The sequence below is a fragment of the Ursidibacter sp. B-7004-1 genome, assembly GCF_053654055.1.
In genome coordinates this window covers 1-18,209 of record NZ_JBSIUP010000013.1, presented here as the reverse complement: position 1 = coordinate 18,209, position 18,209 = coordinate 1, and the positions used below count along the sequence as shown (strand labels likewise).

The following is an 18,209-nucleotide window of genomic DNA, read 5'->3' as shown; positions in this document are numbered from 1 at the left end:
GGACGATTTCAAATGCAGATCCGTAAAGCCGTTCCATCGGATTTTGAAGCTATTTTAGCCATTTATAACCAAGCGATACCAACACATCAGGTAACAGCTGATCTTTATTTCGCCACAGTTGAAAGTCGCCAGGGGTGGTTTGATTTTCATTTAGAGAGCGAGCAATATCCGCTTTGGAGCGTGGTTGAAGATGAAAAGGTTGTTGGTTGGTTTAGTTTTTCTCCTTTTTATGAACGCCCTGCGTTTGTACATACTTCTGAAATTAGTATTTATCTTGACCAAGGTGCTAAAGGAAAAGGTTACGGTTCTCAAATTATTCAGTATATGCAAGAGCAGATGCTCTCCTGTGGTATCAATACCCTAATGGCATATGTCTTCGAATTGAATCAAGTTAGTATGAATTTAATGAAGAAACATCAATTTGAATGTTGGGGACGTTTCCCAAATATTGCAAATATGGGGAAAGATGAACAAGGAAAAGATAAGTGGCGAACTTTAGTAATGATGTCTTACCAAAAAGGGATTGAATAGCGGTAAGATTTACGCAAAATTTTACAAAAACCTAAGAAAATGCTTGCATATTTAAACCGAATTTTGCAAGCTATCAATACTTTTAAAACAATAAAAATATACAGGAGCTACCAATGGCAAAACCACTTTTTTCTGGCAGTATTGTCGCACTGCTTACCCCAATGAATGATGGTGAAATCAATTTTGATGAATTAAAAAATTTAATTGAATTTCATATTAAATCAGGTACTCACGCTATTGTTTCTGTTGGTACAACGGGGGAATCTACAACATTAAGTATTGATGAAAATGTTAAGGTAATTAAAAAAGCGGTGGAATATGCAGCAGGGCGTATTCCGATTATTGCTGGTACAGGTTCTAATGCAACCAGTGAAGCAATTGTAATGACTAAATTATTAGCAGATAGTGGTGTTGCTGGTTGTTTAAGTGTTGTTCCTTATTACAATAAACCAACTCAAGAAGGGATGTATTTACACTACAAAGCAATTGCTGAAAGTACTGATTTGCCACAAATTCTTTATAACGTACCTGGGCGTACTGGTAGTGATTTAAAACCTGAAACAGTAGGGCGTTTGGCAAAAATTCCAAATATTGTTGGTATTAAAGAAGCAACAGGTGATTTAAGTCGTTTACCGTTGATTAAACAACTTGCAGGTGATGATTTTATTTTCTTGAGTGGCGATGATGCAACAGGTTTAGAATCAATGAAACTTGGCGGACAAGGAGTTATTTCTGTAACCAATAATGTTGCAGCAGCAGATATGGCGAAAATGTGTAATTTAGCATTGGAAGGCAAATTTGAAGAAGCAGAACAAATTAACCAACGTTTAATGGCGTTACACCACGATCTTTTTGTTGAAGCAAACCCAATTCCAGTAAAATGGGCAGCTTATAAAATGGGGTTGATTAGCCAACCGACACTACGCTTACCATTAACAACGCTTTCTGAGTCTGCTCAACCGAAAGTTTTAGCCGCATTACAGCAAGCAGGTTTAGTTTAAATTTACTGAGAAGTTACTTACCTCTAACATTAGAGATAAGTAACTTTTCTCTTTATTGTGACCTTCCCATATATCCCCATTTCAATTTTGCAGAATAAAGATAAAATGATACCATCTTGTATTATTTATTTTTATTGAATGAAACGGACAGCATCTTGAATAATCAATCTTCTCTTCTTAAAACCGCCCTTGCCCAACGTATCCTGATTTTAGACGGTGCGATGGGGACGATGATCCAGCAATATAAACTGACCGAACAAGATTTCCGAGGTGAGCGTTTTGCCGATAGCCCGATTGATTTGCGTGGTAATAACGATTTACTCACCCTGACACAACCTTTGCTAATTAAAGCTATTCACGAAAAATATTTGGAAGCTGGGGCGGATATTATTGAAACTAATACGTTCAGTTCCACCACCATTGCTCAAGCGGATTATGACTTACAAGCGGTGGCTTATGAGCTGAATTTTGCAGGGGCTAAATTGGCCAGAATGGCAGCGGATAAATACAGCACGCCCGAAAAGCCTCGTTTTGTCGCAGGGATTTTAGGCCCGACTAACCGCACAGCTTCGATTTCCCCTGATGTAAACGACCCCGGTTTTCGTAATGTAACCTTTATGGAATTGGTTGATGCCTATGCAGAAGCGACAAAAGGCTTAATTGAAGGTGGTTCTGACATCATTATGATCGAAACCATTTTCGATACCTTAAATGCGAAAGCTGCTGCCTTTGCGATTGAGCAAGTTTTTGAAGAACTCGGCGTTGAGTTGCCGATTATGATTTCAGGCACGATTACCGATGCCTCTGGGCGTACGCTTTCGGGGCAGACAACCGAAGCCTTCTACAACTCACTCCGCCACGCAAAACCAATCAGTTTTGGTCTAAACTGTGCTTTAGGCCCGAAAGAGTTGCGTCCTTATGTGGAAGTGATGTCGAAAATTTGTGAAACCTATGTATCCGTACACCCAAATGCAGGCTTGCCAAATGCTTTTGGCGGCTATGATTTAGGGGCTGCTGAAATGGCAGCTTATATCAAAGAATGGGCGGAAAGTGGGTTCTTAAACATTGTCGGTGGTTGTTGTGGTACAACTCCTGAGCATATCAAAGCCTTTGCCGATGTCGTGGCAGGAATCAAACCAAGGGCTTTACCACAAATTAAAACAGCGATGCGTTTATCGGGCTTAGAGCCGTTAAATATTGATGAGAATAGCCTATTTGTGAACGTAGGTGAACGTAATAACGTAACAGGTTCAGCCAAGTTTAAACGTTTGATAAAAGAAGAAAAATTTGCTGAAGCAATCGAAATCGCTATCGACCAAGTAGAAAATGGTGCTCAAGTGATTGATGTGAATATGGACGAAGCCTTACTGGATTCACAAAAATGTATGGCTCGTTTTCTCAACATTATGGCAACCGAACCTGATGCGGCAAAAGTGCCCGTAATGATCGACTCAAGTAAATGGGAAGTGATTGAAGCAGGGTTACAATCAATTCAAGGGAAAGGGATCGTCAATTCGATTTCACTCAAAGAAGGCGAAGAAAAATTTATTCATCAAGCAAAACTGGTTCGCCGTTATGGTGCGGCGGTGGTGGTGATGGCATTTGATGAAGTGGGGCAAGCAGATACAGAAGAACGTAAGGTAGAAATCTGTACCCGAGCTTACCGAATTTTGGTTGATCAACTTAATTTCCCGCCAGAAGACATTATTTTTGACCCGAACATCTTTGCGATTGGAACAGGCATCGAAGAACACAACAACTACGGCGTAGATTTTATCAATGCCACTGGTCGCATCAAACAAACCTTACCACACGCCAAAATCTCAGGCGGTGTGTCGAACGTCTCTTTCTCATTCCGCGGTAACAATGTAATGCGTGAAGCCATTCACGCCGTTTTCCTGTACCACGCCATTAAACAAGGAATGGATATGGGGATTGTCAATGCAGGGCAGTTAGCCATTTATGACGATCTCGACCCTGAATTGCGTGATGTGATTGAGGATGCGGTATTAAATCGAGTACCAGACGGCACAGATCGCTTGCTGGAAATTGCAGAAAAATACCGAAATGTGACCGCTTCCAACGAAGATAATAGCGTTGCCGAATGGCGAACTTGGCCAGTAGAAGAACGTTTGAAACACGCTTTAGTCAAAGGCATTACCAACTTTATTGTTGAAGATACCGAAGAAGCTCGCCAAAAATTCCCGACTCCCCTTGAAGTGATCGAAGGGCCGTTAATGGCGGGAATGGACGTGGTGGGCGACTTGTTCGGCGATGGTAAAATGTTCTTACCGCAAGTGGTGAAATCCGCTCGTGTAATGAAACAATCCGTTGCCTATTTAGAGCCGTTTATCAATGTCACCAAACAGAAAGGTACATCAAGCGGTAAAGTGGTGATCGCCACCGTTAAAGGCGATGTCCACGACATCGGCAAAAACATTGTAAGTGTCGTGTTGCAATGTAATAACTTTGAAGTGATTGATTTAGGTGTAATGGTACCAGCCGATAAAATCATTCAAACAGCGATTGACGAAAAAGCCGATATTATCGGTTTAAGCGGTCTGATCACGCCATCACTTGACGAAATGGAATACTTCCTCGGCGAAATGAACCGCCTTAATCTTAACTTACCTGTGTTAATCGGTGGTGCAACCACGTCAAAAGAGCATACCGCAATCAAGCTCTATCCAAAATATAAACACGAAGTCATTTACACCACGAACGCTTCTCGCGCTGTTACCGTTTGTGCCGCATTGATGAACCCAGAAACCAAGGCGGAACTATGGGAGCGAATGAAGAAAGAGTACGAGCAAGTTCAAATCGCCTTTGCAAATAAAAAAGCGCCACGCAAGCAGTTACCGATTGAAGAGGCTCGAGCCAACCGTTTTGACGCATTCAGTGGCGAATGGGTGGATTACCAAGTGCCGCAACCGAAGCAAACAGGCATTATCGAATACAAAAACGTGCTGATTTCCACTCTCCGCCAATTTATCGACTGGTCGCCATTCTTCCGTTTATGGGGCTTAATGGGCGGTTATCCTGATGCCTTTGATTACCCAGAGGGTGGCGAAGAGGCTCGCAAAGTGTATAACGATGCACAACGAGTGTTAGACGAATTTGAACAAAACGGCAAACTCAACCCAAGCGGCATAATGGGGATTTTCCCTGCTTATCGTGTGGGCGATGATATTGAAATCTATCAAAATTCCGACCGCACTTTGGTGGCTGGCAAAGTGTTCAACCTACGCCAACAATCGGAACGGGGCAGAAACAGCAAAAGCTCGTACAATCTCTGTTTAAGCGACTTTATCGCCGATAGAGAAAGCGGACAGCAAGACTGGTTGGGAATGTTCGCCGTTTGTGCAGGCATTGAAGAACACGATTTGGTCGAAGGCTACAAAGCCGCAGGGGACGACTACAACGCCATCTTACTCCAAGCGGTCGGCGACCGTTTAGCCGAAGCAATGGCGGAATACCTGCACTTTGAACTTCGTACAAAAGTGTGGGGCTACAGCAACGAAACCCTTGATAACAACCGCTTAATTCGTGAAGAATACATCGGCATCCGCCCAGCCCCAGGCTACCCAAGCTGCCCTGAACACACGGAAAAACAGATCATCTGGGATCTACTCGAAGTAGAACAACGCATCGGAATGAAACTTACCGAAAGCTACGCAATGTGGCCAGCGGCAAGCGTTTGTGGCTGGTACTTCACCCACCCTGCAAGCAACTATTTCACCCTTGGTCGTATTGATGAAGATCAGGCGAATGATTATGCGAAACGGAAAGGGTGGGATGAAAAGACTATGCTTAAGTGGTTGAGTGTGGCGATGGGGTAAAATACTAGTAATAATAAATTAACGTGATTACTATAAATAATGAATAAAAATCAAATGTGAGGTTTTAAATGAATTACCAATGGATAATCAACGACTCAAAGAAAAAATCTAATCTATTAGATGGTCATAAGATCTTTGAAGAAAATATATTCATACTAGATCATTTATCTGGTAAAGAGCCACTTCTTTTAAATCAAAATCTTATAGAAAAAGGAAAAAATGACTTGTATTTCATTCCTCTTGCTTTGCTAGATTCTAATATGGTTTCAGCTATTTATAACTTTGTAGAGAGAAATAAAATATCTAAAGGGCTGATAGAATTTATTGAATTTGCTACAAAAAACAAATGGGGATACTCTCTGCATTTTTATTACATGGAAGCTTATACAAAAGGTGTATTAACCAATGAAGATAAAAGTAAAATTAGAGAATATTTAATTCAAAACACAGAAGCTATCCTTAAAATATACCTAATGGATGAAGATCTCTTCCTTAAAGAAAGGATATATAGAGAAACATCTGATCAAGCTCAAAAAAATTTTTACCTTAAAAGAAAAACTATCAATGAGATCTCTGCTGAGAGAGTGGATAACTTTATTACCAACTATACGAACCATACAAATATATTAGCGATAGAAATTTTATTGCTTAAAATGATTTTTATTAAGTTATTTGAAGAAACAAAAAACAAGTCCTTAACCGAAAAGTTAAATGTATTTAATGAATTTATGCAAAAAACTTTGGGTAAAATGTTTGCTAGAGAAGTTTATTTAGCCAAAAAATACTTCACGGATGAGGCTGGAAAAATATTTGGAATTCAACAGAATACAAAATATGAAAATATTTTAAAAACAATAAAATCTACTGCTTGGGATCTCTTTTTGCTGCGAAATCCAGAATATAGTTTTGTTGGAAACGGAAGTAACGAATTCGACATTGGATTTATTGTAACACAAGAAAAATCCTTATTCTCTTTAGGAACACTATTTGAATATGATTATATTGACATTAAGAATGAGATTCCTATTCCAACTTTTGTAGATACAGAAAATTTAAGAACTGTAAAAATAAATGATGAACAGAAAGAAGATTTACAGCTTCTTTATGATTCAATGCTAAGATATTTAAGGATATGTTTTCCTAATTAAAAACCTTCCTACATACCCGCTGGTGCGAGCATCCCGCTCGTACCTTAATACCTAACACTCTCGTACTAGGGTACATATTGTACTGTCGCTTTGTGACGGACCCCGATAGCGCCCGTCTCCTGACGGTTTTTTTCCAAAATCGGTAAACTATCATTTTCCATTCGACAATCACACCACAAGCGGTTACATTTATTCAAAATTTTGCAAGGAAAATTTTTTTCCAACAACCAATCCACAATATATTTCACTTGCACACCATAAATTTTATTTTGCTCGTAATGCAAGCCTTCTCGCTTGTGCCAGTTAATTTAAATTAATCATTTGTTAATTTTAAATGAAAATATTTTCGGGCGGGGATAAACCCCGCCCCTACGGAAATATGCTATTTTAACAAGAATATATGCTTTATTTTGTGAACCTTATCGAGAAATCTTATATTTATATTCGATAAAGCCATTGCAAGCGGTAGGATATTGCTAATATTTTTACAAATTTTAAATATCCTTCGTAGGGGCGGGATTTATCCCCGCCCGACGAAAAAATGATATTTCAACAAAAATATATGTTTTATTTTGTGATCACCATCGAGAAATTTTATATTTATATTCAAAAAAACTATTGCAAGCGGTAAGATTTGCTAAAACTTTTACAAGTTTCAAATATTATTCGTAGGGGCGGGGTTTATCCCCGCCCGACGAAAAAATGATATTTTAACAAGAATATATGCTTTATTTTGTGAACCTTATCGAGAAATCTTATATTTATATTCGATAAAGCCATTGTAAGCGGTAGGATATTGCTAATATTTTTACAAATTTTAAATATCCTTCGTAGGGGCGGGGTTTATCCCCGCCCGTTTAAGGTTTAATGGATATAAAAATGACTACACACTATCATCGCCGCCGAAATAATATGCGTTTACCTTATTATAATTATTCACAATATGGCTGTTATTTTGTGACAATTTGTACTAAAAATAGAAATTGCCTTTTGAGTAATATTATCAATGGAAAAGTACAATTAAGTGAAATTGGTGTAATGATCGAGGAAACATTAAAGAATTTATTAAATGATTATCCCCAAAGTGAATTTTCAAATTATGTTATTATGCCCAACCATTTGCATTTTATTTGGTTTAATCAAGATAATGTCTTACTTTCTGATTTGGTTCGGAAATTAAAAGGCATCACGGCTAAAAAATATCGTGAGATGATGAATAATCAGATTTATGAATCATTATGGCAACGCAGTTTTTATGAGCATATTATTCGGAATGAGGAAGATTTTTTGAGAATTTGGGAATATATTGAAAATAATCCATTGCAATGGCATTTAGATCGTTTTTATCAATAGATGTGGGCGGGGATAAACCCCGACCCTACAAAATCAATATCAATTTTATCTCCTTATTCCAGCAACCAATCCACTACATAAACCACTTCAATCCCATTAATTTCCGTTTGTTCATAGTATTTTCCTGTAATCAGGATTTTTTTATAATTATCCTTAATATGCAACAAATTATCCGTTTCGTGGGTATTTTCAGGGATTTCAAATGCCACTTGTACATATAGAATTTCATCTGTTTTGCGAGCAACAAAGTCAATTTCTTTGCTGTCTAATTTGCCGACATCAACCGTATAACCACGTCTTAGTAATTCAATAAACACAATATTTTCCAAACGATTGGCATAATTTGCTCCTTTTTTGCCAATAGCGTTCCGCCTTAATCCATTATCGACAATAAAATATTTCGCATTGGTTTTTAAATAGCTTTTGCCACGAATATCATATTGTTTCGCCTGATAAAATAAGAAGGCATTTTCTAATAAATCCAAATACTTACTAATCGTGTGGTTAGAGGTGGGTACACGTTCGGAAGTCAGAGTATTACTGATTTTTGTTGGATTGACCAATTGCCCCACATTATCGGCTAAAAATAAAATCACGCTTTTTAGAATATGGGTATCTTTTACTCCTGCACGATGGGCAATATCGTTTAATACAATAGAATCAAAAATGCCCGAAAGAATAGTATCTTTCAGCGGCTCAGCCGACATCACAACACTTGGAAAACCACCGTATTGTTCATATTCCTGATATAATTTATCCACCATTCGAGAATGGCTATCCACATTTTTAGCAAGCAAAAACTCTTTGAAAGAGAGCGGATAAAGTTTAATCTCAACATATCGCCCACTGAGCAAGGTCGCCAATTCCCCTGAAAGTAAATTAGCATTTGAACCCGTAATCACAATATCCGCATTAAAACTCACTCGAACTGCATTAATGATTTTTTGCCAGCCTTCGACAAATTGGATTTCATCAATCAAAAAGTAAACTTTATCTTGAGAATTAGGTAATTTTTCTTGAATGAGTGATTGGAAATCGTCAGCATCTTTGATCCGTTGATATTCAAAACTTTCAAAATTGAGATAAATAATATTTTCTGTGGCGATACCTTGGCTTTGTAGATAATTTCGATACTGCATCAGCAACACCGATTTCCCTGAGCGGCGAACACCCGTAATCATCTTGATAAAGTCGGTATCTTTAAATTGAATGAGTTCTTGTAGATAGCTTTCACGCAAAATCATATTTTTACCTTATTGGAAGTAAAATTCCTATTTTTAATAATTATACATAAAATTGAAACAAACTTCCATTTTTGTGAAAATTTGATTTAGATGGAAGTGGAATTCCAATTTTATACCACGATAGCATCCATCTCCTAACGAGTGCTTTTTCAAAATCTGTAAAGTTTCATTTTCTATTCGACAAGCGTTCAACAAGCGGTTAAATTTACCCAAAATATTGCACAACGGAAAGACAGAATGACTAAAGATCCTTTTGAAGAATATATTCGCCATATTGAAGCGGATAAAAAGGAAAAGAGCTATGCTTGGCAAACGGCAATCGGGTTGCAGCAAGTTGATGGGTTAAAACCGTCTCAATATTTGATCAGCACTGCGATTAAAAATATTGAAGGTGAAATCTCAATTGATACGGCAGAACAATGGATTAGCCAATATTATGAAGAAAATCCGCATCTAACCAATGAGAATCGCACAGAAGAAGCGGACAAAGTTTCGGTGCGTATTGCGAAATTGCTATCCGAGCCTGCTTTTTCGTTTAATGCCAATCAATATTTAGCCATTCATAAATATCTGTTTAAAGATATTTATTCTCACGCAGGACAAATCCGTACTTATAACATTACCAAAAAAGAATGGGTGTTAGAGGGCGAAACGGTAGTATATGGTATGGCGTCTGAATTGAAAAACACCTTGGAATATGATTTATCGCAGGAGAAAAATTTTAGTTATCGTGGGCTTTCTCTTGAAGAAATTATGACGCATTTAGCCACATTTATTGCACGTTTATGGCAGATTCACGTTTTTGAAGAGGGTAATACTCGCACCACAGCTGTGTTTTTTATTAAGTATTTAAAAACATTAGGGTTTAATGTTACAAATGATATCTTTGCCGAAAATGCGTGGTATTTCCGTAATGCGTTGGTGCGAGCAAACTATAACAACCTCGCCAAAGGAGTTTATGAAACCAATGAATACTTGCTTTTATTTCTGCGTAATTTGTTATTAGGCGAAAACAATCTACTAAGCAATCGCCAGTTGCATATCCATAGCAGTCAATTTTTTGAAAAACAGGATATTGAGAAACAAAAACAGGACATTGAACAAAATCCTGACGAAAAAACAAGATATTCAGAGAAAACCCAGAAACATATCACCGCACTTTCTCAAATTTTAGCTAATCGTATTTTTTCACGAATAGATGTGATGAATACACTTCATCTTTCCGCATCTGCGTCATCTGAATTGATTAAAAAAATGTTAGAAATACAAATAATCAAAAAAGTCGCAGGGCAAGGCAAAGGGAAATATCAATTTCGATAAATCGCAAAATGTGGAATAAATCTGACCGCTTGCAAGCACCAAGTATTTTGCGATCCCGCTCGAAAAACTTCATCTTTCCATTCGACAATCCCACCACAAGCGGTTACATTTATTCAAAATTTTGCAAGGAAAATATATGACTAAACTTATTCGTAATAGCACTGCTGAATTTTTGATTTTTACCAATCAAACTGGCGATCAAAGTATTGAAGTGCGGTATGAAGATAATGAGATTTGGCTTACACAAAAACGTATTGCTGAGCTGTTTGAAGTAAATGTGCGTACAGTAAACGAACATTTAAAAAATATTTTTGAGAGCGAAGAATTAAACGAGCTTTCAGTTATCCGGAATTTCCGGATAACTGCCACAGATGGTAAGAACTACAATACCAAGCATTATAATCTTGATGCCGTCATTTCGGTAGGTTATCGGGTAAACTTCGTAAGAGCAACGCAATTTCCTCCGATAGCGCCCGTCTCCTGACGGGGTGTTTCTTCAAAATCTGTAAAGTTTCATTTTCCATTCGACAATCTCCCCCACAAGCGGTTACATTTACTCAACATTTTGCAAATTAAAAACAAGATATTAAAAATGCACTCACCCCACATTTACATCGGCACGGGCGGTTATAGCGATACGGATTTAGTCGGGACGCTTTATCCGTTTGGTACGGATAAAACAGACTTTTTGTCCATTTATAGCCAGCATTATGACACTATTGAAATCAATAGCACTTTTCACGCACCGATAGGGGCTAAGGCATTACAAGGAATGGTGGAAAAGGCGGAAGGTCGGTTGCAATTTTCGATTAAACTGCATCAAGATTTTAGCCATAAACGAACGGCGACAAAAGAGCAGGCTACTGCCTTTTTGAAGGCTTTACAGCCTTTAGTGGAACAAGAGTGTTTGGCGAATTTATTTATTCAGTTTCCATCTAGTTTTGAGCGACACCACGCTAATCGTTATTATCTGGCGGAATTGGTCGGGTGGTTTAATGATTATCCGCTAGCGATAGAATTTCGTCATCGGAGTTGGCATACTCAGTCGGTATTGGATTACTTTCAAGGCAAACAAAATCTCATTTGGTGTAATGTGGATTATCCGAAAAATATTGGTTTACCTGCCTTTCAATTTTATGCCAACCAACGCACCGCTTACCTGCGATTACACGGTCGAAATCCGAACTGGTGGAAAGCTCAATCGGCACAGGAACGCCACGATTATCGTTATAACGATGTAGAATTACTGTATTTAGCGAAGTTACTTCATCAACACAAAGCGGAGTTTGATAAGCTTTATCTCTATTTTCAAAACACCACCAATAGCCATTCGTTCTACAATATCGCTAAATTGAAAGTGTATTTGGCAGAGTATGGCTTTGCGGTAAAACCCACGCCTGAATGTTTAATCGGGCAACAGAGTTTGTTTTAAGGTGGTATATACTGAATTGGTCTTTAATAAAATAATAAGATAGTTGCAAATAAATCTTTTCTAAGGTTTACAACTTAATTTTTAATTCTCAACAAACTGATTACTTTGTTGAATCAGTTGTAAAAAGAGGGCAAGCGGTGGGCGACTGTAAGGCTCTTTTTCACCATCAACATTGTAGTGAATAAAATCACCTTTTTTATCAATATGATATTGTTCCCCATTCGGCATAATTGCAACATTCCAACGATAGTTAGATGCAATCAACCATTTACGTTCATTAACTTTAGTGAGATCAATGCCTTGAGCATATTGTGGAATAGGGCTACTAACACCAAAAAATTGATTTAATAATGTTGGTGCGATATCAAGATGACTCGATGCACCGATATAATTTCCTTTGTCTTCTTGCCAGTAGATCATCATTGGGACTTTAATTTTCTGTTGATCAAAATTATTTTCGTGATAAACAGTATCCGCTATATCAGAGGTGATGATAATCAAGGTACTTTTAGTGAGTCCCTGGTTTTCTAAGGTTTGCCAAATATCTGCAAATTGCCAATCTAATAATTTAGTTTGCTGCTCTTTATCTTTTGCAGGTGGCAAATGTAAATCTAAATAACTAAAAAATGGCGACGAGATTCGTTGTTCTAGCCACATTTTCCAGTGTTTGATAGCATCTAAATTACTCGTTGTTTGGGGGAGGTTAAAGTTAGCAAATAAAGCTCGATGATAAATTGGCTCTGCAAAACTATTGTGTGAGAACAGACCAAATTGATAATCTAAATGTTGTAAACGGGAGATTAATACAGATGGTTTTTTCTCACTTAAAATGGCATCTAAATAACGTCCGCTCAATCCATAGAAAAGACTTGCTGTACTTTCAGCAGCTGTACTACCAGCGGTGTAATGTTGGCTAAAACGTCTTGCTTGCTGGCTAATTTGAGTTAAATTAGGCATTTTGGTTGTTGTAATGTCATCATTACTTAAACCCGATAGGTTAATAAATAATAGATTGATTTTATTAACTTTATTCGCAAATTGTAATGGGCTTTTTGGATAATTGAGAAAGAATGTATCTAACCGACCGCTTTCTTCAATTTCTTGTTCTAAATTTGCTCGATTAACTAAACCGTGCTTTTCCAAAAAGCTACGAGCTGTCATTGGGTAAGATAGGGGATAGTTTGCTTTCTGTGCAGTAACAGGGCGGTATAAAGCCATATCTGACCAAGCATATAATAAGTGAGTGGCAATAAAATTACTTAGGAAAAATAGTGCTACGTATTTTCCCCATTTTTGCCGATTAAAACTGCGTAATTTATTCCAACACCAGCGGGAGTAGAGTAATTCTAATAATAAAATAATCGGCATTGGCACAAAAAGTAATTGCCACTGGCGACTAAGTTCCCCTTCATCTGGATTGACTAATAGATCCCAAACTAGTGGCGATAAATGTAAATAAAACTGTTTAAATACTTCGGAATCAACTAATAATACGGTCATTCCAATTGTTGCAACACAGACAGAAATTCCCCTAAATGCTCGGTTATTTGTAATGAGAAAACTAAGTGGAAAGAGTAGAAGTAAATAAAGAGCAAAAACAATAAAACTGAAATGCCCAAACAAGCTGATAAAAAAGTAGAGCTTACCAAATAGGGTATTTGGCCAGTCAGCACTAAATGCGTAACGAGATGAAATGGCTAATGCAATGACAATATTAAACAGTGCAAACCAATGCCCCCACGCAATTCGTTGCGATGTTTCTTCTCGATATTGGCGAGAATTTCTCGGAATAATACGTTGGAGCAGCTCTAACATAGGCGATAAGCGTTATTTTGTCTTAAGTGATTGTTGTAAGGCAGAACAAAAAGCATCAGCTAATGCTTGCTGTTGTTGTGGGGTTTGGATATTACTGATTAGAATGTTAGTTACCATATTGCCCAATGCCATTAGTGAGAGATCAACAGGGGCTTTGTGTTTTTCTAACGTAACGATCAAATCGTTAAGTAATTCATCAAGTTGTTTGTCTTGGTATTTAGATTGAGTTGCCATATTCAGTATAGAGATAAAAATTTGGAGTATGGTAGCATAAAATTGAAAACAAGTAGAAACAAAATTAAGAGTGTGTTTTTAGTATATTATCAATATGTTATATTAGGGGGAATTCCCCCCTCTATTCCATTATATTTACTTCACTGCAATCATTGACCCAAAATTAAAGCATTGAAACCATAATTCTGTTTTAGAAAAACCTGCTTGTTGTAAGCGGTTTTTATGTGTTGCGATGGTATCTGTTCGCATTACATTTTCAAGAGCAGTTCTTTTTTGGCTCACTTCTAGCTCACTATACCCATTTGCTCGTTTGAAGGTATGGTGTAAATCAATCAATAACTCGTTAATTGTGTCATCTTCAAAGGTAAATTTCTCTGAAACGACTAATATGCCGTTTGGTTTTAATCCTTGATAGATCTTGCGTAGCAGTGTAAGGCGATCTTCAGGGGGAATAAACTGCAATGTAAAATTCAATACCACCATCGAGGCATTTTTGATCTCAATCTGGCGAATGTCATCACATAAAATAGTTACAGGAATATCAGAATGATAAGCGGCTAAATGCTGGCGACAGCGTTCAACCATTGGCTCAGAGTTATCTACGCCGATAATATTCACATTTTGGGCTTGGACATTGCGGCGAATAGATAAGATCCCTGCACCACGAGAGCAACCTAAATCATAAACAGTTGAGTTGTCTGTAACAAAACGAGAGGCTAACATACCGATAGCGGTAATAATGTTTGAGTAGCCTGGAACTGAGCGTTGGATCATATCTGGGAAAACTTCCGCTACTGCCTCATCAAAGGTAAAATCCCCCAGTTTTTCAATGGGTGCGGAAAAAATAGTATCTTTTGTCATAGTATTAAAATGGGTTAGGGTGTAAAAATAGGGATGTATAAATGCAAGGGCAAACGTATTTGTCGTAGGGTGGGCTTTAGCCCACCCCAGTTTATTGACAAAGTGTTTTCATTCGGACGCCAAGCGTGGCGTCCCTACAAAGAAAAACTATAACCAATTGAAAAATAAACATTTTATTTTTTGTGTAGGGACGCCACGCTTGGCGTCCACTCATTAAATCAACAAATTAGGGTTTGTCATCAATCTGTGGTGAGCTAAAGCCCACCCTACAATGATACATCGTTGTGAATTATTATAACTCATCAAAATAACTTTGCCCCCACGTTTTCTCGGCAAGTTGCAGTAAATTTGCAAAATCTTGGTAGGAAGGCACCGCTTGATCAGCAATTTTATGTTGTTCGCTAATCAATTTTTGCCGAAGGGTTTCATACCATTCTAACAAAGAGAGCGGAAGGGGGGATTTGGCTCGTCTGCCCAACCAATATAACCCTTGAAATGGAATGCTTAATGCAAATAAAGCAGTTAGTGTGGCATTCGCCGTAATAGATTGTTCGGGATCAGCAAAAAAATATTGCCAAATAATCGCAAAACAAGCAAAAGCAGGCATTACTTTTGAGGCAAATTTTACAAGGCGGATCAAACGGTAATCAGGCATAAAAAGGTTTAGTTTTTTCTGATTTGGGAAGGTATTAAGATAATGTTGCCCCGCTTGGAATGTGTTATACATAAATTCCCCATAAGTGAATGAATTGTTTAGTTATTTTAACTAAGTTTGTAAAATCTACAATAGCGAAATCAAGTAACTCTTGCTATACTTCGGGCAATTTTTACTTAATATTAAGGATTTTTTAATGCCGATTAACTTTCTAGGTTTATTGCAAGATAGTTGGAATTTTATGCGTAATCAACTTAATTTTACGCTATTTGGGGTGGGGCTGTTAGTGGTGTTACAGTTGGCGAGTTTTTATTTTATGCCACCCGTTCAACTTTCTGAGCAAGAACTGCAATCATCACAAGTTATGCAGAAAGTGATTTCTGCACAATTATATCCCACCATTATTTCAGGAATTATCAGTGTTTTTGTGAATGTGTTGCTGATTTTAAATATTAAATCGATCAGCAAAGGCGAATATCAACATTTTTTCCAAAATATTGTGGTAACGTTGCAAAAATTGCCTGCAGTTATTGTGTTAAGTTTATTGATGGTAATGCCATTATCCGTTGCGATTGCCTTTGGTGGAACGGCGGCTCAAGCTGGTAATTTGGCGATTATGATTTTACCTTTAATGATTGCAGGGCTGTTTATTTTTATTAAATTATGCTTGGTTGTTTATGCTTATTTAATTGAAGAGCCACAATTGAGCATAGCTCAAACAATCAAACACACTTGGCAGTTAAGTCGTGGCAAAATGCTGATTATTTTCTTGTTCTGTATTTTAAGCTATTTTATTCCAAGTGCATTAGGTTCTTTATTTTCAGGTATTGCTGGAAGTTTAGGCGTGATTATTTCTCACTTAGTGAGTGCGGTACTTAATCTCTTTTTTGTGATTTTTAGTTTCCGTTTTTATCAAATTTTCCGCACATTACCACAGCGATAAGTATCAAACTAGGGAGATATAATGAAACAACTTTTAGAATTTATTCCTTTAATACTCTTTTTTGTTGTTTATAAAACCTATGGTGTGCAAGAAGCAGCATTAGTTTTAGTGGTTGCCACAGTGGTTCAACTGGTTGCACTCAAAGTGCTTTATAAAAAAATCGAAAAATCTCAATGGATTTTAGGTATTTCGGTCGTATTTTTCGGTTTACTGACCGCTTATTTTAACGATCTCGCTTTTTTAAAATGGAAAGTAACTTTGGTTAATGGTTTATTTGCAACGGTATTACTGGTTAGTCAATTTGGCTTTAAAAAACCACTGGTGCAGATGTTATTAGGTAAAGAGTTAAAATTACCGAACGCTGTTTGGGAAAAACTCAACTTAGGTTGGGCAGGGTTCTTTATTGTTTGTATGCTTATCAACATTGTGATCAGTGAGTTTTTCTCTGATGATGTTTGGACAAACTTTAAAGTCTTTGGCTTAACAGGACTAAGTTTAATTGCTGTGATCGGTACAGGTTTTTATCTTTATCCGCATTTAAAACAACAAGAGGAATCAAATGGAAACTAAACAGGAAGCACGCCAACCTGAAGGGACGTTAATTTTGCGTACATTAGCAATGCCATCGGACACCAATGCGAATGGCGATATTTTTGGTGGTTGGATAATGTCGCAAATGGATATGGGTGGTGCAATTTTAGCTAAAGAGTTAGCTCGTGGACGTGTGGTAACCGTATCTGTCGATAGTATGAGTTTTATCCGTCCTGTTGCTGTGGGCGATGTCGTTTGTTGCTATGGAAAGTGTGTTAAAGTTGGTCGTACATCAATGCAAGTTAAAGTAGAAGTGTGGATCAAGAAAGTTGCCGATGGCGGTCGTGATCGCTATTGCGTAACAGAGGCACTGTTTACCTTTGTGGCGATTGATAAGAATGGTAAGCCAAGACCAATTCCAAGAGAAGATAACCCAGAATTAGATGAAGTGTTAGCTAAATTAGAAACACAATAAGCATATTTAATATAGAAGGAGCGTCCAATGTATTACGTTATTTTTGCACAAGATATTCCAAATACGCTTGAGAAACGTTTAGCGGTGAGAGAAAAACATCTCGCTCGTTTAAAACAACTGCAAGCAGAAGATCGTCTTTTAACTGCAGGCCCAAATCCTGCAATTGATGATGAAAACCCTGGTGATGCTGGCTTTACTGGCTCAACAGTTATTGCACAATTTGACTCTTTAGCACAAGCAAAACAGTGGGCAAGTGAAGATCCTTATGTTGAAGCGGGTGTTTATGGTGAAGTGATTGTAAAACCGTTTAAGAAGGTGTTTTAAGTAAAAAGTAAGCTATTACGTTTTTTGAGTAAGACCTTTCCGTTTAAGTTTGAACGGAAAGGTCTTTAATTTAGAACCACGTTAAGTTCTAAGTTCATTGATTAGTTCAGGTTTACGATGAAGTAAATCTAATAATGTTTTTGCCGCACCGCTTGGCTTTCTTAGCCCTTGTTCCCAAGAACGTAAGGTATTGACTGAAATACCTAATTTTTCGGCAAATTTAGGTTGTGAAAGTTTTACTTTATTGCGTGTTTCGACAATAGGTGATATTTGATAGGCTGTTTTACTAATTTCCCCATATTTAGCTTGGCTGAGCGATAGGTATAAACTTTCTTGATGTTCAGCCATTTCGGGATCGTTAGCAATAATAGCTTCTATCATTGCATCAATATCCCAATCTTTGGTTGCTTCTTTTAGTTGTTTATCAATACTCATTATTTTTGCTCCGTAAGTTGTTTTAATTCGTTATTAGATAGGTTTTCTTTGTCATTTTTTGTATAAAT

18 protein-coding genes are annotated in these 18,209 nt (G+C 37.4%); 12 read left to right on the top strand and 6 right to left on the bottom strand.

The features are described 5' to 3' along the window. Positions 1–12: 12 nt before the first annotated feature. The 5 genes from ACWIW0_RS05895 to ACWIW0_RS05875 all read left to right on the top strand — a co-directional run bounded on the left by ACWIW0_RS05895 (position 13) and on the right by ACWIW0_RS05875 (position 7,872). A complete protein-coding gene (locus ACWIW0_RS05895) occupies positions 13–531 on the top strand; it encodes an N-acetyltransferase family protein (protein WP_454452596.1) in 519 nt (172 codons plus the stop codon). A gap of 113 nt (positions 532–644) precedes the next feature. Beyond that, a complete protein-coding gene (gene dapA, locus ACWIW0_RS05890) occupies positions 645–1,532 on the top strand; it encodes a 4-hydroxy-tetrahydrodipicolinate synthase (protein ID WP_454452595.1) in 888 nt (295 codons plus the stop codon). A 155-nt stretch (positions 1,533–1,687) separates the two neighbouring features. Further along, positions 1,688–5,371, top strand: a complete 3,684-nt coding sequence (metH, locus tag ACWIW0_RS05885; RefSeq protein WP_454452594.1) for a methionine synthase — start codon at positions 1,688–1,690, stop codon at positions 5,369–5,371. 68 nt (positions 5,372–5,439) lie between these two features. Further along, positions 5,440–6,519: a hypothetical protein gene (locus ACWIW0_RS05880; RefSeq protein ID WP_454452593.1), complete on the top strand. Its 1,080-nt coding sequence runs from the start codon at positions 5,440–5,442 to the stop codon at positions 6,517–6,519. Between the two features lie 879 nt (positions 6,520–7,398). Then, on the top strand, positions 7,399–7,872 hold the full coding sequence (locus tag ACWIW0_RS05875) for an REP-associated tyrosine transposase (protein ID WP_454452592.1): 474 nt from the start codon (positions 7,399–7,401) through the stop codon (positions 7,870–7,872). A 53-nt stretch (positions 7,873–7,925) separates the two neighbouring features. Here the strand turns inward: ACWIW0_RS05875 and ACWIW0_RS05870 are convergent, their stop codons facing one another. Next, the gene (locus ACWIW0_RS05870) at positions 7,926–9,116 is read right to left on the bottom strand and encodes an ATP-binding protein (RefSeq protein ID WP_454452591.1); all 1,191 of its coding nucleotides are present in this window, start codon (positions 9,114–9,116) and stop codon (positions 7,926–7,928) included. Positions 9,117–9,353: 237 nt separating this feature from the next. On the opposite strand from ACWIW0_RS05870, the gene ACWIW0_RS05865 reads away from it, so the two are divergent. The 3 genes from ACWIW0_RS05865 to ACWIW0_RS05855 all read left to right on the top strand — a co-directional run bounded on the left by ACWIW0_RS05865 (position 9,354) and on the right by ACWIW0_RS05855 (position 11,868). Then, positions 9,354–10,436, top strand: coding sequence for a Fic family protein (locus ACWIW0_RS05865; protein ID WP_454452590.1), 1,083 nt, complete (start codon positions 9,354–9,356; stop codon positions 10,434–10,436). Positions 10,437–10,572: 136 nt separating this feature from the next. Then, positions 10,573–10,920 carry a virulence RhuM family protein gene (locus ACWIW0_RS05860; protein WP_454452589.1) on the top strand — a complete coding sequence of 116 codons (348 nt, stop codon included), beginning with the start codon at positions 10,573–10,575 and terminating at the stop codon, positions 10,918–10,920. Positions 10,921–11,028: 108 nt separating this feature from the next. Continuing rightward, positions 11,029–11,868, top strand: coding sequence for a DUF72 domain-containing protein (locus tag ACWIW0_RS05855; RefSeq protein ID WP_454452588.1), 840 nt, complete (start codon positions 11,029–11,031; stop codon positions 11,866–11,868). An 81-nt stretch (positions 11,869–11,949) separates the two neighbouring features. Here the strand turns inward: ACWIW0_RS05855 and ACWIW0_RS05850 are convergent, their stop codons facing one another. From ACWIW0_RS05850 to yfbV, 4 genes are all read right to left on the bottom strand, one after another. Further along, positions 11,950–13,683, bottom strand: a complete 1,734-nt coding sequence (locus tag ACWIW0_RS05850; protein WP_454452587.1) for a DUF3413 domain-containing protein — start codon at positions 13,681–13,683, stop codon at positions 11,950–11,952. A gap of 12 nt (positions 13,684–13,695) precedes the next feature. Then, on the bottom strand, positions 13,696–13,917 hold the full coding sequence (locus tag ACWIW0_RS05845) for a YejL family protein (RefSeq protein WP_454445739.1): 222 nt from the start codon (positions 13,915–13,917) through the stop codon (positions 13,696–13,698). 135 nt (positions 13,918–14,052) lie between these two features. Beyond that, positions 14,053–14,778, bottom strand: coding sequence for a carboxy-S-adenosyl-L-methionine synthase CmoA (cmoA, locus tag ACWIW0_RS05840; protein ID WP_454452586.1), 726 nt, complete (start codon positions 14,776–14,778; stop codon positions 14,053–14,055). 292 nt (positions 14,779–15,070) lie between these two features. Next, positions 15,071–15,505, bottom strand: coding sequence for a terminus macrodomain insulation protein YfbV (yfbV, locus tag ACWIW0_RS05835; protein WP_454446862.1), 435 nt, complete (start codon positions 15,503–15,505; stop codon positions 15,071–15,073). A 124-nt stretch (positions 15,506–15,629) separates the two neighbouring features. On the opposite strand from yfbV, the gene ACWIW0_RS05830 reads away from it, so the two are divergent. From ACWIW0_RS05830 to ACWIW0_RS05815, 4 genes are read left to right on the top strand one after another with little or no spacing between them, the layout of a single operon-like run. Next, positions 15,630–16,376, top strand: coding sequence for a hypothetical protein (locus ACWIW0_RS05830; RefSeq protein WP_454452585.1), 747 nt, complete (start codon positions 15,630–15,632; stop codon positions 16,374–16,376). Positions 16,377–16,397: 21 nt separating this feature from the next. Further along, positions 16,398–16,946 carry a septation protein A gene (locus ACWIW0_RS05825; RefSeq protein ID WP_454452584.1) on the top strand — a complete coding sequence of 183 codons (549 nt, stop codon included), beginning with the start codon at positions 16,398–16,400 and terminating at the stop codon, positions 16,944–16,946. Further along, positions 16,936–17,382 carry an acyl-CoA thioester hydrolase YciA gene (yciA, locus tag ACWIW0_RS05820; RefSeq protein WP_454446865.1) on the top strand — a complete coding sequence of 149 codons (447 nt, stop codon included), beginning with the start codon at positions 16,936–16,938 and terminating at the stop codon, positions 17,380–17,382. Before ACWIW0_RS05825 ends, yciA begins: the two co-directional genes overlap by 11 nt. 27 nt (positions 17,383–17,409) lie before the next feature. After that, the gene (locus ACWIW0_RS05815) at positions 17,410–17,706 is read left to right on the top strand and encodes a YciI family protein (protein WP_454446866.1); all 297 of its coding nucleotides are present in this window, start codon (positions 17,410–17,412) and stop codon (positions 17,704–17,706) included. Between the two features lie 81 nt (positions 17,707–17,787). Here ACWIW0_RS05815 and ACWIW0_RS05810 read toward each other — a convergent pair whose 3' ends face one another. Continuing rightward, positions 17,788–18,141, bottom strand: a complete 354-nt coding sequence (locus ACWIW0_RS05810; RefSeq protein WP_454452583.1) for a helix-turn-helix domain-containing protein — start codon at positions 18,139–18,141, stop codon at positions 17,788–17,790. Between the last annotated feature and the right edge of the window lie 68 nt (positions 18,142–18,209).

Coding starts and splice junctions, on each gene's coding strand:
- ACWIW0_RS05895 (WP_454452596.1), top strand. CDS start 13: ATGCAGATCCGTAAAGCCGTTCCATCGGATTTTGAAGCTATTTTAGCC.
- dapA (WP_454452595.1), top strand. CDS start 645: ATGGCAAAACCACTTTTTTCTGGCAGTATTGTCGCACTGCTTACCCCA.
- ACWIW0_RS05880 (WP_454452593.1), top strand. CDS start 5,440: ATGAATTACCAATGGATAATCAACGACTCAAAGAAAAAATCTAATCTA.
- ACWIW0_RS05875 (WP_454452592.1), top strand. CDS start 7,399: ATGACTACACACTATCATCGCCGCCGAAATAATATGCGTTTACCTTAT.
- ACWIW0_RS05870 (WP_454452591.1), bottom strand. CDS start 9,116: ATGATTTTGCGTGAAAGCTATCTACAAGAACTCATTCAATTTAAAGAT.
- ACWIW0_RS05865 (WP_454452590.1), top strand. CDS start 9,354: ATGACTAAAGATCCTTTTGAAGAATATATTCGCCATATTGAAGCGGAT.
- ACWIW0_RS05860 (WP_454452589.1), top strand. CDS start 10,573: ATGACTAAACTTATTCGTAATAGCACTGCTGAATTTTTGATTTTTACC.
- ACWIW0_RS05855 (WP_454452588.1), top strand. CDS start 11,029: ATGCACTCACCCCACATTTACATCGGCACGGGCGGTTATAGCGATACG.
- ACWIW0_RS05850 (WP_454452587.1), bottom strand. CDS start 13,683: ATGTTAGAGCTGCTCCAACGTATTATTCCGAGAAATTCTCGCCAATAT.
- ACWIW0_RS05845 (WP_454445739.1), bottom strand. CDS start 13,917: ATGGCAACTCAATCTAAATACCAAGACAAACAACTTGATGAATTACTT.
- cmoA (WP_454452586.1), bottom strand. CDS start 14,778: ATGACAAAAGATACTATTTTTTCCGCACCCATTGAAAAACTGGGGGAT.
- yfbV (WP_454446862.1), bottom strand. CDS start 15,505: ATGTATAACACATTCCAAGCGGGGCAACATTATCTTAATACCTTCCCA.
- ACWIW0_RS05830 (WP_454452585.1), top strand. CDS start 15,630: ATGCCGATTAACTTTCTAGGTTTATTGCAAGATAGTTGGAATTTTATG.
- ACWIW0_RS05825 (WP_454452584.1), top strand. CDS start 16,398: ATGAAACAACTTTTAGAATTTATTCCTTTAATACTCTTTTTTGTTGTT.
- yciA (WP_454446865.1), top strand. CDS start 16,936: ATGGAAACTAAACAGGAAGCACGCCAACCTGAAGGGACGTTAATTTTG.
- ACWIW0_RS05815 (WP_454446866.1), top strand. CDS start 17,410: ATGTATTACGTTATTTTTGCACAAGATATTCCAAATACGCTTGAGAAA.
- ACWIW0_RS05810 (WP_454452583.1), bottom strand. CDS start 18,141: ATGAGTATTGATAAACAACTAAAAGAAGCAACCAAAGATTGGGATATT.